Below are 13,841 nucleotides of genomic sequence, written 5' to 3'. Positions count from 1 at the left end.
CCTAAGTAGTTATCATAAAAATAGAAGAGTCTGCGATTGCAAACCCTTCTTCCATTATACGCTATTCAAAAGATCAATTCTTGCAATTTATGACAAAATTTACATGTGAAATTTATTGTTGAATTCTTTCAATAAAAACTTTAAGTTGGTTGATTTTTAGTAATTCATCAGAGCCGAAGCTTCCATCTCCATCGCCATTTGTAACACCATTAGAAGCAAGGATAGAAACATAATGACTAGCCCAGTTATTTTGAGGAACATCGCTGAATGCTACTGCTTCTCCTTGGTTTTCAAGACCGAAAGCTAGTACTAAAACTTTAGCGATTTGTGCACGTGTAATCGGTGACGACGGGTTGAACTTACCGTTCGCATCACCTTCAAAGATACCTAATTTTTCAACAGCGGCAATAGCACCTGCATTTGCGCTTGTTGGTTTTACATCTACAAAATTAGTAGTTGTATTAGAAGTATCTAAGTTTAAAGCTTTTGCAATTTGTACGGCAACTTCTGCACGAGAAGCATATACTGAAAAGTCAATTGCAGCTTTTTTAACTTCAGCTTGTTGTTGTGAATCAAATGTTGCCACACGCTTTGCCCCTACATAACGAGATCCCCAATAGTATGGATCGTTAACATTCGAATAGCTAACACCTTGACCCGTTTGCGAGTGGATCATATTACCATCACCTATGTATATACCCACATGTGAAATACTACTACCACTTGTATTGAAAAATACTAAATCGCCAACTTGTAGATCACTCTTTGCTACTGCATTACCTTGTTGATATTGAGAGCCTGATGTACGATTTAATTGAATGCCTAAGTCTGAAAATACTTTAGAAGTGAATCCAGAGCAATCAAAACCACTTGTCGTTGTACCACCGTATTTATATGGAATACCTAAATATTTAGATGCTGTATCAGTGACATCTTCTTTTGTCGCTGCTTCAGCAGTATTTATATGAGTTGTTGAAAATAACATAAAAGATGCAAAAATCGGTAATAACCATTTCTTATTCATACTTTTGTTATACCCCTCTCAAAACTTTTTTGCCTATACATAGACTATCACAAAAGAAGCACTTGTTATTTTTCATTTGTGTAACGGTTTTAGACAGCAAAAAAACGCTGTAATACCAACGTTTGGTGGTATTTCCAGCGTTAAATGAAAGACTTTTTTATCATATTTTGGAGCTTTCGTAACATTCCTGTAATATTAGAGATTCTTTGTTACATAACAACTTATTGACTAGAAAACATTTGGACCCAATAGTAATTTCCTTTGCTATCTTGAGCTATTGCAACACCTGTATTCGTATAGTGTTCTTTCAGAATATTATCCCGATGACTAGGTGAAGCCATCCATGCCTTTACAGCAATCTCGGGAGTTTGGATATTTCTCGCGATATTTTCTCCAAAGCTCGTGTAGTCATAATCAAATAAAGTTGCTAAATCCCATGGGGCACCATAAAACGGCGAAATATGTTCAAAATAATGGCGCTTCACCATATCCTGCGCTTTAATAATCGCGATTTGTGTCAATTTGGGATCATAATTAACAGGTTCTAGCTTTTTCTTTTGTCTTTCAACATTAATTAACTCAATAACCTTTTTCGACCACTCTGTAGATAGGTTGACTGTTGGAATATAATCCTTTGCCAAATAATCATAGGCCACTTCCAATTTGTTTATTTTTTGCTGAAAATAAATACTTCGTTCAACAAACACCGCAAATTGAGCACGTGTCACTAGCTGATCAGGTGCAAAATGTTTAACATCTACCCCACTTATAATACCGATATCTGCAAGCGATTCAATATAATTATGGGCCCAATGCGTGTCAGGTATATCCGCAAATTGGGTATTATTTTTGCCGTCAACTTTAAATTGATACGCTAATGCAAGCATTTTCGCCACCTGCATTCGCTTTAACGGCTCCTCAGGATGAAAAGCTTCCCCTTTTTGGATAACCCCTAATTTAACAAGCTGACAAATCTCTTTGTAATAAGGATGAGTCACTGGTACATCCTTAAAATTTACAGTATTTGCAATGTCTACATTGCTTTGAATAGAACGAGCAATAGCAGCAGCAGCCTCTGCCCTTGTAATTGCCTGCTCCGGTTTAAATTTGTTATCGTTATATGTAGTCATATATTGTTTTGTAAGCATATGTTGTATTGAAGCGTTTGCCCAATATGAATTCGAAACATCCACGACATTGGCAGATGCCGCTTCTACCTGACTTAAACTAGTTAAACTTCCTATGGTTGCAGCTATTGAAAGGACGACGATACTCAGTATTTTTTTCAACAGGGCTACCTCCTCAATCTGTCAAATATGTAGCAAACGGCGCTTTTTCATCACTGAAGTCAGGAAACGAAAAATCACCATACATACTATATGATACGAAATCCAAATAAGATAGTTTCACTTTTTTTGGAAAAAAATAAATAGATTCATCATCTATCATTATAAAAGGAGTTTTCCCTTACTATTCGTTGGGAAAACTCCTTTTTTCTCATACTATTGAATCATTTTAAGATATTCTTCTAAAATACGGTAGTTATACACTAATCCCTGTTGCTCTATCGACAATGAGCTGTAGTCTTTTTGAGCTGCTAGCACTTTTTTCTCAAATGATGAGCTATCTGGATCGATATTTCCAATCGCTTGAACAACCTTGAGAACCGCAGCTACATCTTTTTCAGCCTGTTTGAGTAAGTCTTCATTGATGACTTGTCCCCGTACTTTAGAATCCAGTGCCTTAAAAGCAGCCACGGCATTGGCCACATCTTCTATATATGTTGGGGAGCTTGGAGAAAGTCCCGCAATTAATTCAACGACCTTTTTGACATCGGCCATACTTTTCTCTGCTTCTAATAGAATTGAATAATTGGAGATACGCTGTTTATCTGTCGTATTCAAACTATCATATTCTTTACGTACGGCTTCAACCATACCAAAGTAGAATTTATCCTTAGGATTCAATTTTGCAATGTTATTATAAACCTTTATCACGTTGTCTAAGGATAGTAATAATTGGTCATTATACACATAGCGTCTTTGATCTGCATTCAGCTTATCATAAGCTTTTAAAATCTTTTGATATTGACTATCCATATCCTTGGCTGTTAAAAGTCGATCAATATCCTCCACAATACTTATAACGGGTTTAATCAGCTTTTCTTGGTCTTGTAATACTCTGTAGTTTTGCACAGCTCGTTGCTGATCCTTTGGTAAAGCGTTATAAGCAGCACGAACTTCTTGAATGCGTTTAACATACTGCTTCGGATCAACAGATGGTAAAGCATCAATCATTTGCATTACATTGCCAGCACCTAGGATACTTGACTCAGCAGCCTGCAATAAGTAGTAGTTTGACACATATTGCTGCAAATCGGCAGGTAGTGCATCATATAGTGAACGCGCTCTAGCTGTATCTTGAAGGAATGTATTACTTGAAGATTTTAGTTTACTAATCACTTCCACTACATTGGATATAGGCTCATATTTTAAGAGTACATCAATATTGTTGATGTATTTCTTTTGATCTTTCGATAGTTTGTCATATGACTTACGGACAGAGTTGACCTTACTAACAAAGCTTTTCGATTCTGGATCAAGTTCATTAATTTGTACCATCACAGTTAAAATAGGTTTAACCTCTTTTTCACGTGTTGTTAAGTCTTTAATATTCGTCACTAATTTCTTTTGATTAGATGACAGCTTATCATAGGCAACACGTGCATTCATCAACTTCGTTAAGTAGTCTGCATCTTGCACTTCAGTTAATTTAATTAGCTCAATTACGCCCTCAGCTAACCCCTGTTCATTTTCAGCAGCTACCAGTGCATCATAGTTGATAATGGCCGTTTTCTTCTCTTCCGTTAGTGCATCGTAAAGCTCACGTGCTGTTTTCATATCTTGGTAGAATGTTTTACTTGTTGGCTTTAACGTAGCGATCAGGCCAATTAATGAAGCCACATCCTCGACAGCTGTAAGATTCGCATAATTCGTCACATGCTTTTTCGAAACTTCATCAAGGGCATTATAAGCCTTACGTGCGGCAAGTACCTTTTTTGTATAATCCTTACTTGATGGGTCCAAGGCAGTGATCAGCTGAATAACCTTGATAACAGCTTTATTGCTCTTCTCATAATTGCTTAACGTTTTTGCCTGCTCCACAAGCTTCTGCGCATTTTTATCCAATGCTTTATACGCTACTGTTAGCTCGGCTACCTTTTGTACAAATGTGTCTGGATTCTCATTTGCTAATGCAAGAACACGTTCATCGAATGCCTTTGCCATATCGATATAGGATTGTGCTTTTGTAAGATCAGGATAATTAATAACCTGGGATTGATCTGCTAATGCAGTGTATGCATCTGTCGCTGCTTTCACATCATCCTTATACGTTTTTTTAGAAGGATTTAATGCATTAATTTTCACAATTACATCTATTACAGGTACAACATCTTTTAAATTCTTATAATTTTTGACATAGGTCTTATTTTTGTCATCTAGCTTAGCGTATGCTGTATAAGCTGATTTGGCTTTTGACATATAGCTCTTAGAGGATGGATCCAATTTTTCAAATTGTGAGATGACACTCACAACGGTTTTATATGATTTCTCTAAATCTGTTAAGACTTTAATATTCGTTACACGGCTTTTCGCTGAAGATGGGAGGCCATCATAAGCAGCTCGTGTAGCTAAAATATCTGTGATCATATCATTTGATTGACTTAGTTTTGATATTTGCTCAATTACACCTGCTATCACTAAATCTTCATTTAATAGATTGGATAATTTCTCTTCAATTTTACTTTTCATTGCCGCCAATGGAGCCGCGTCATCACCATTACCAGCATTTAACGCCGCCACTTTTGATTGCAGGTCCGTAATTTGAGTCTTGTAATCTTGCATTGTCGGTTTTAGGGCATTCGCTTGTTTCGATAAAGTCGCATATTGGAATAAAAGTTTTAAGCGATCACTTTTTTGCACAAACACCTGTTCTTCCACAGCTAATTTGTCAAAAGCCGATTGAGCAGCAAATGTTTTGCTCTCAAATGAAGAAGCTTTAGGATCAATACTATCGATTAATTTATCCACGCTTAAAGATGCATTGTAAACTTTCTCCCACTTTGTTAGCTCGGCAAGATTATTGACAATTTTTTTGACATTCGCCACGTTAATAGCTGTGCCAGTTGTTGCTGGTGGCACATCATAAGCAGTACGAGCATCTTTTATCGCTTTCACTTTATCTGGAGCACTTGCACTTGCAATTGCCACAATAAGTTCTTCAATTTTCTCAGCAGAAGCAATATTTGCTATTGCTATATTTAAATCAGCTGTATTTTTTACAAGTTCTTTATCAATTGTTAATAAATCATACATACCTTTAATCGAATTTACTTCTGTCCGATAAGCAGTCTCATTGGATACACGCAGCGCTGAAATTCGTTTAGAAATATCAGCAGCCTTTTTATATTGTTCGAATGTAGAATAGTTCGCCACTAACTTTTGTGAAGTTTCATCTAAAGCGTTGTAGGATTTTTCAATAGCTGTTACGGCACTAATGAAACTTGTTGCTGAAGTAAAGTCTGCTGGTTTTTTAGCTATTAATTGAGTAATACTTTGTGAAACTTTATCTATGGATGACAGACCCGCTATAGCATCCTTATATTTTTTAAAAGGTGTTACCGTATCATTGTTTGGATTATAAGCTTCTATCGCTTTCTTTTGATCTGTTGTTAGTAAGTTATAAGCTGTTGTAACTTTATCTAGTACCGAAGAGATAGCTGGATAATCTGTTGGGTTTTGCTTAAATACATCAACTAAAGCATCAAGCTCTGTAGCAGTAGTTTTTACTGCTGCTGCATCGCCAACTAGTTTAACTAATTTCGCAATATCTACTCCTTTGCCCTTAAAATAGTTATTGCGATCAGCCTCTTTATAGCCATATTGTAAGACTGTTCCTCGAACCGTATTGGTGATGCTGCTAGCACTATTCGCAAATGCTGCATCGACAGCTTCTTCAAATTGTTTTTGTACAAATAAATATGATTGATTTGTCGTTTCATTACCTAAAAAACTTTCATATTCTGTTTCTACAGCTTTCACATCGGCTATAAATGTCTTACTAGTATAAGAGACTGCACTAATTTTCTTCCAAATTGCTTGGAGTTCATTTAATAGGCGACGTTGCTCCACTACATAGTCGTATTTTGCTTGAATAAGCGCCTTTTCATTGTTATCAAATCCAAGGTCATTCGAATTTTGTACAATTTTGATATCACCATCAGCTATAACCATCTCATTAGCAGTTGAATTCTCTGATAATTTACCGAATTGGGCAATGAGCTGTTCCTTTGTCGTTGCAGCCGCTACAGGGTTGACATAGGAAACTTGCTCCGTTTGTGCTATGACATGAGATTGTGCATTATTTTCCTGTGCATTTGCTATAGCTGTTGGTGCTAATAATAGACTTGTTATAACACCTGCTGTCAATTTTCGATTCAATCGAACCACCCTTTCATTTTTTATGTATAGGAAAATGATTGTGTTCATTTTCATTTATCTTGAAATGGCATGTGAATCCTCTTTTTAGGAAAGTGCGCAATCAAGATAAAGCATCCGAAGATCATTGAGATTTATTTCGAGCAAAACCGAAAAAATCTGGACATAATTACGCAGTGACGTAATTAATTAATCATTACTTTAGTATCGGTGTAAATTGCATGTTTTCAAGCCATTCTATTATATTTACAAAATAATGGGCGTCAAAAGTAGTTTTTCAAAATTACTAGCTAGAAAAACAGGAAGTTATTTCAATTATACTATACAATAGATTTAACTTGATTCTTCGGATTTCGAATGCCTACAGAATCATAATAAAGCCTCTGGCAGATAATACAGATTTTTGAAAATGAGCTTTCGAGTAAATATGAAAAAATGTGACACGAATCCGCCGAGGTGTAATTGGTATTAGGATGTTTTTCATCCATCGACATGTAATGACAAAATACGTTTTTTCAACGAAATTATTGGAAAAAAACAGCTATTTTCATATGTCATAATGTCTTTACAAGGTGTATACTACATCTTTGATATCCTATTTTGGAAGAAAGGACGCTGTTTATGTTTTACCATTATAAGTTCTGGCATAGCTTAAAAAATCCTACCTACTTTACAAACACCGTAGAAAAAGGCGAGATCATTGGATATAAAAAACGTGCATTAACGGTGTTCATCCTTTTCATCCTATTGTTTGCTGCTCGCGAATATTGGGGAATGGGGACAGAAAATCTAACGTCCTTATTTGCAATGGATTTACAAAATGAATACTATGTAGCACGCGTACTTTCCATGCTTGGTGCCATTTTATGGGCGATTATTTATTTTTGCTTCCATTATTATGGTGTTACCTATCTATTACATCTATTAACGGACATTCCTTATACTTGGATAAAAAGAGTCCAGCTTTATGTTGTTGCCTTCCTGCTCATTGAAAAAGCATTCCTGTTTGCTGTCTTCTATAGCGTTGGCTATACAACGATGTTTTCATTCTTTTCTTTGGCACCCGCTGCCCTACAGGTCATTGAAACTGATTTCGTATTATTTACAATCAATCAATTGACAGTAACGACCGTTTTAATCATTATTGTGCAGTATCTATTCCTGTCGAAATGGGAGGAAGAAGCTAGTAGAAAAATGTTAGTAGTCAAATTGATTGGCGTACAACTATTTATGGCCTTATTTGTAGGCATGATTAGTGTACTACCCATTAAAGAATGGATTGCTAGGGGGTTAGGATGATGGCATTTATCAAGACAAAACCATGGACAAGTATAGGTATTGTGTTGGCGATGCTCATAATCGGTATAAATGCTTATTTTGTTTTCAAAGAAGATAGCACCGTGACACGATCCTACTTTATTGACGAATTTCAGAAAGCCTATATCGGCACAAATACAGAGCGTGTCAATAAGGAAACTATTGTTGCACCTGCCGAAACATATACCATTACAGCTGATGCAACAAAGTTATCCGCTGTCAATGTAAAGCGTGGTCAAGAAGTAAAGATGAATGATTTACTCGCTACCTTTAAAACAGATGAAGTAGACGAGGAGCTTACAAAGCTTGAATCAGAACGTACCGCCTATGAAACAGAATTAAATGATTTACTAGATGCACTTGATCAAATTGAAGATGATTACGACGACTCGAATCCAAAAAGCTCTATTAATACCGATCAAATCAATGATAGATTGTCTGTTACATTAAAATTAGAGCTTGCTCAACAAAATTCACTGTCGACAGCAGTTGCACTGTTAAATCGACATATTGCTGAAACGAATCGTCAAATTGCACTCATTGAAGCGCAAATTACACAAATAGAGTCTCGCCAAGGTATTATCAGTCCAATCGACGGTATCGTGTCAGCGGTGAATGAAGAAGCTGGTGCTTTAACCTTTGAAATCTATTCTAATGAAAAAGCCATGTATGCTTATTTATCAGAAAAAGAATGGCAAAAAGTACAGGAAGGCCAAACGGCTGATTTTAAGGTGAAACATGTCAAAGATGAATTATCTGGCATCGTATTAGAAAAACAAATGATTGCTACAGATGATGAAACATTTTGGGCAAATGAATTAGCCAAAACAACAGTCCTCCCGCAACCAACAAATTATGAAATAGTCCTGCAACAAGATGAGCCAATAGAGGATGTACCGTTTTCAACAACTGGCAAAGCCTCCATTATTGTCAATGAAGCGTTCGATTCTTATAAAGTCGATAAATCGTGGTTAGCGACAACAAAAAGAGGAAATAAAAAGCTTCATATCATTAATCAGGATGGGAAAATCCAACTGATAGATATTAATGTCGAATTTAGTACGGCTCAATCAGCTATTTTCTCGGACTATCTCGATGAAGGAACACCAATGCTCTCTAATGAGAAGCGCAATATGGAAGCCTATACCTTCCGTACTTTACCTATTGACAAATTACACTGGAAGCAGTTTAAAGAGTTAACTTGGAAACAGTATGTAAAATACATTGTTTTCTAAATGCAAAATCCGCCTCACTCTCTCTAGAGACGGGCGGATTTTTTTTACTAAAATACCCCCTGTAGTTTTTACAGAGGGTATTTTGTGCGTTATTTTAATGATAAGCATCTATTTAAGAAGCTTGCAAATTGAGCACGAGTAATTTGTGCATCAGGTCTAAATGTATTATCTGGGAAACCTCCTGTTAAATCATTCGCCACAAGTGCTTGGATATTGCTGTATGCCCAGTGCGTTGATTTAACATCTGTGAAGGAAACTTTACTTGTACCTGTTAATTTGTATGCTCTTGTTAAAATCGCAGCCATTTCTGCACGTGAAAGCTGTCCGTTTGGATTGAACTTCCCTGCTTCTTGCCCTTTAATAATGCCAGCCTGCTCGACTGCTGCAATGGCACTATATGCATAATGACCTTTACTTACATCTTTAAAGCTAGAATCCTTCGTTGTTGATAAATTCAGTGCTCTGGCAATAATTGTAGCTGCCTCTGCACGTGTAATGGACGCTTCTGGCTTAAATGTACCGTTAGAGTAACCTTTAATCAGCGATTTATTGTATAAGCTTTGGATTTCAGAAAACGCCCAATGCCCTTGGTTCACATCCGTATAAACCAATTCTTCATGATTATCTTTGTAGACAGCCTGTAATTGATCGAAGTATAGCTGACCTTTCTTTTGAAGAGAAGCTGTCGGTTGAGCAACATATAGACGTTCGAATTTCAATGGTGTTGCTAGATTACTTGGAATATCCGCCGTTACGTATTTCCAACCACTCCAGTCTAAGCCGCCCTGACTTGTAAAATCAATCGTGTGCTTAGCTCCTGCTCCATCTACGACAACACCTCTTAGCCAATGCTTACCTGCATCGCCAAACACCCAAACACCAATATTTTTTGGCTGACCTGATATAGCAATTGGTGTTTTAGCAACCATATAGGCAGCCTTTGTCCCTGTGCCCGCTACAGTAAAATCATAGTTTAATTGCATACTTGCTGTTCCCTGTCTCGCATACTCTTTAGAGTTTGCTAAAGAAGCATTCGCTTTTGCTACTTCCGTAGTCCAAGAAGACGCATTATCAAAGCTATCTAGTACAATAGGTTTTTCTGCTAAATCTATTACTTTCACAGCTGTAGACGTACGAATACCACCATATTCCCCTATAATCTTCCCTTCACCCTTTTGTGTAGCTGTAAAGGTTGCACCATCCATCTTGCCGATATTTCCTTCAACTGACCAGTTCATATTCGCTGGGTTGATGGTCATCGGATTTAAATATTGGTCATAAGCAGTTGTTACCTGCATATCTACAGAAGAACCTTTCATGACTTGTCCAACACTACTTAAGGTAATGGATTTTGCGTTCCCTGGTGGTGCTGTGTTAACAACCTGTAAAATGGCTGATACACGACGCTCACTACCCTCAGATGGTTTATTTACAAGGTTGGCGAAATACCCTCCTGGATTGCGCACGACCATCGCTGTAGAACCTCCACCATCTAAGTTAATAGCTGAAGTTGCGCCCATTGAAATTAAATGTGAAGCTAAATCGGATAAATTAACACCATTACTATGCCCACTTAATCGGCCATCAATTGTAATAAGTGATACCTTCGTACCTGTAGCATCTACCGCTACTGCTGTACGAGGGCTACGTGTTGAAGCAAAACCGGAATTTGTTGGCATTGAAATATCAACTTGACCATTGCGCACAAGCATTGGACCTGCAGCTAAGATGAATTGAGCATCCATCCATTTTTGATCAATCGACAAGCTGACATCCACATTTGTACCTGCAGTGATTTTGCTTAATTCAGTGGCTAATTCTTTATTTTGTACAGAAATAACAAAACCATCCGCTGGTACAGATGAATTTCCTTCTGCTCCATACGTCGTTACATGAGAAACTGTGCCTGAGAACTGATCACCAAAATGTAAGGTTTTTGTATCTTGGCTAGCACCAGACACTACTAGTTCTATACCCCATGCATTCGTTCCAGTCGTTCTTTTTTCTGACGTATATAAAACGTTTTTATTTGTTCCTCGTTCACTATTAATCAGATCAATAGGATAGCTCTTTCCATTTACTTGGAAAGTTAGATTCGTAGTATAATAATCTGCTATCGCTTTCCCTGATTTAGATAAACCAAAAGCAACCGGCTTTTGTGTCGGGCTATCAAACGTATCTCCTAAAATTCCATAGTTGACAATTTCATTCTTTTCAGCCAATAAATTTGCAGGCATACCATTTCCTAAAAAGTATGAAGCATTAACAGCTCCAACAACACGATGGCCATCATATGTGTTTTGCTTTGCCATAGCTGAAGTTGTTTTGAGGGAATTAATAGGATTTGGCATCCCAATTTCTAGTTTTGTATATGTATTATTTAAATTTACATCTAAAACATTTACAAACTGACGTATAGAACCTGACGTATAGGTTTGCTGTACGTGATTTACTTGTGGTGATACCTCTGTTTTCACTTCACTTACCTTATTGCCAAAACCAGCAGCTTGTCCATCGATGGGACTAACTGTTAACATAAGCACAAACATGACTACAACAATTGATACTAATTTTCTTGCCAATTTCTTCACTCCGAATTAATCAAAGTATGGCACGATGTCATGTCTAAATGACCCGTGCCAGTGACTTCTTTATTTTGTTTCTACATAAATTGCTACTGGAAGATTGACCCCACCAGCATGGATCAGCTCTAATTCAATCGTATCTTTTGAACCCTTCATCTTGTAATCAGGTAATTCAACATACTCCGCCCCTACTCTTAATGAAGGTACTAAATATACTTTGCCATTGACTTTAATAGCACCACTGTATAAGCCCCCTCGACCAGCAAGTTTCAGCTTAATCGTTTTTGTTGAGCCTGTTGGATTATCAACTGGGATAGAAACCTTGTAGTTCATACCGAAATGGCCTGGATTTCCGACTGCTCCATTAATTTGTGATAATGAATTTTCAGCCGTTTGTAGATGATCTGTACGACCATTAGAAATGTTATAGCCTACCTCAGGTGAGTCTACTGTATAAGCTGGTAGTTCTGCTAGAATCGTAGCACTTGGCCAAGCACCTCTTGGATGTTTCGCATACTCATCAATCGCAACCTGATCGGATTGAATCGTTGTTAAATCACTATTATCCTTTGTAAGCACAGTGCGAATCGTATACTCTGGTTTTCCACCATTCATCGCTTGAATATCTAAATCATGTAAAAAACCAATAATATAATCGTGGTGTAGGTCGTATGTTTCAATGACCTTTGTTTCTCCTGGTGCAATGACAATACCACTACTGTCCGATTTATTAAGCTTGTTATTTAACGTAGCGTCCGCAATCGTCAAACCAATATCGTGACCTACCCAGCTATTACCTGTTTTTTGGTTAATACCTCTTGAATCAGTGACCTTAATGCTTTCTGTCGTAGACTTGTTTTGAACCGTAATCCCAATATTGACATCTGTGCCTAACGTGTTGTAATGCCAACCAAAGACACGATGCTTATTCGTCGTTGCCGTAGGTTTCACATCATATTGTGCAAGCGTCATATTGTTCATTGGTACAAGCTTACGTGTTAATGTCTCTGGATTATCACTAATAAATAGATCACGGTCCCCCTCTAAACGAGCTGAAGGAACAGTTGTTGGTGATGACGTCGTGCCATATGATTTTTCAAGGAAGGAGCTAGTGAACATATAGCGATAAACGTAAATATACATTTCTTTTTTATCGCTGATATAACGCAAATTCCCGCCTAACGCATTCACAAGGAACGAAATAGGGACATACATTTTTCCTTTTTGAATAAATGGCTTTTCTACTAATGTTACAGTCTCGTTATTTACAAGAACTTCATTACTATTATCCTTGAAAACAAAGTTCATGCCTGCAACCTGTAGTTCGAAGGATTTGTCAGGTAACCATGTGCCAGCAGAATCATCTAAATAATCATGGATATAGCTAGCTGGTAAATAAGATCTTGAATCTTTCATAATAATAGGATCTTTCATCACGATACGTTTGTTATTGATATGTAGAATATAAGGATCTTCCAGAGGCGTTTCTGGTTGTTCATCTGATAGCGTAATATCTACTGATTGCGTAACCGGATCCCAATTGACATTGCCATCAAAGTTTTCACTTACAAAACGCAATGGCATATATGTACGATCTTTATACATAAATGGTGCAACATCCATCGCCACTTCTTGTCCATCTACTATTGCCGTCATTGAATCAATTGTTAAATCTACCATCTTTCCATTGCGAGTAGCTGAAGCTGTCAATGTTTCCTTGTTCCAGTCAACACTCGCACCAATCGCTTCATACAAGGCACGCATTGGTAATAATAGGAAATCGGATTTATTTAAAATAGGGTCATAGACACTAATCGTCTCTCCATTAATCGTAATCGAAACATTGTTTTTTATCTGAATTCCATTGTTACTAGCTGCTGATGCAGACGCTTGTCCAGGCAATATTGTAGCCAAAGCAACTGCTGATACAATACATGTATTCCTTAGTTTCTTAAACATGCTAATCTCCTTTTTTTCACATTCAATAGTCTTTAACATCTTAACATGAAAAAACCCCAAAATGTGGGATTCTTATCGAAAAAAGTAGAATTCGGTACTAGAGTTCTAGGCCTTCTACTTCAAAAGCTTCATATAAGCAAAGTATTTTTCTAATTTACACGAGCATTTTCTGTAAAACTCCCTTGACTATATGGACAAATAGTTTCTATTCATGCTAGTACCT

The 13,841-nt window shown here is 37.0% G+C and carries 7 protein-coding genes; 2 read left to right on the top strand and 5 right to left on the bottom strand.

Annotated elements, in window-relative coordinates:
• Window positions 1-112: 112 nt before the first annotated feature.
• From MKY88_RS03275 to MKY88_RS03265, 3 genes are all read right to left on the bottom strand, one after another.
• The gene (locus MKY88_RS03275; protein ID WP_069480047.1) at window positions 113-1,024 is read right to left on the bottom strand and encodes a C40 family peptidase; all 912 of its coding nucleotides are present in this window, start codon (window positions 1,022-1,024) and stop codon (window positions 113-115) included.
• Between the two features lie 221 nt (window positions 1,025-1,245).
• A complete protein-coding gene (locus MKY88_RS03270) occupies window positions 1,246-2,313 on the bottom strand; it encodes a CAP and S-layer homology domain-containing protein (protein WP_193830932.1) in 1,068 nt (355 codons plus the stop codon).
• Between the two features lie 213 nt (window positions 2,314-2,526).
• On the bottom strand, window positions 2,527-6,534 hold the full coding sequence (locus MKY88_RS03265; RefSeq protein WP_340814798.1) for a cell wall-binding protein: 4,008 nt from the start codon (window positions 6,532-6,534) through the stop codon (window positions 2,527-2,529).
• Between the two features lie 609 nt (window positions 6,535-7,143).
• Here MKY88_RS03265 and MKY88_RS03260 point away from each other — a divergent pair.
• Window positions 7,144-7,821 carry a hypothetical protein gene (locus MKY88_RS03260; protein WP_069480044.1) on the top strand — a complete coding sequence of 226 codons (678 nt, stop codon included), beginning with the start codon at window positions 7,144-7,146 and terminating at the stop codon, window positions 7,819-7,821.
• Window positions 7,818-9,074, top strand: coding sequence for an HlyD family secretion protein (locus tag MKY88_RS03255; protein ID WP_340813002.1), 1,257 nt, complete (start codon window positions 7,818-7,820; stop codon window positions 9,072-9,074). The genes MKY88_RS03260 and MKY88_RS03255 overlap by 4 nt, the downstream gene beginning before the upstream one ends.
• Before the next feature lie 89 nt (window positions 9,075-9,163).
• Here MKY88_RS03255 and MKY88_RS03250 read toward each other — a convergent pair whose 3' ends face one another.
• On the bottom strand, window positions 9,164-11,665 hold the full coding sequence (locus tag MKY88_RS03250) for an S-layer homology domain-containing protein (RefSeq protein WP_340813001.1): 2,502 nt from the start codon (window positions 11,663-11,665) through the stop codon (window positions 9,164-9,166).
• Window positions 11,666-11,725: 60 nt separating this feature from the next.
• The gene (locus tag MKY88_RS03245; RefSeq protein ID WP_069480041.1) at window positions 11,726-13,618 is read right to left on the bottom strand and encodes a stalk domain-containing protein; all 1,893 of its coding nucleotides are present in this window, start codon (window positions 13,616-13,618) and stop codon (window positions 11,726-11,728) included.
• Between the last annotated feature and the right edge of the window lie 223 nt (window positions 13,619-13,841).

The sequence above is a fragment of the Lysinibacillus sp. FSL R7-0073 genome, assembly GCF_038009065.1.
GTDB lineage: Bacteria > Bacillota > Bacilli > Bacillales_A > Planococcaceae > Lysinibacillus > Lysinibacillus fusiformis.
This window is presented reverse-complemented; position numbering and strand designations above follow the sequence as displayed.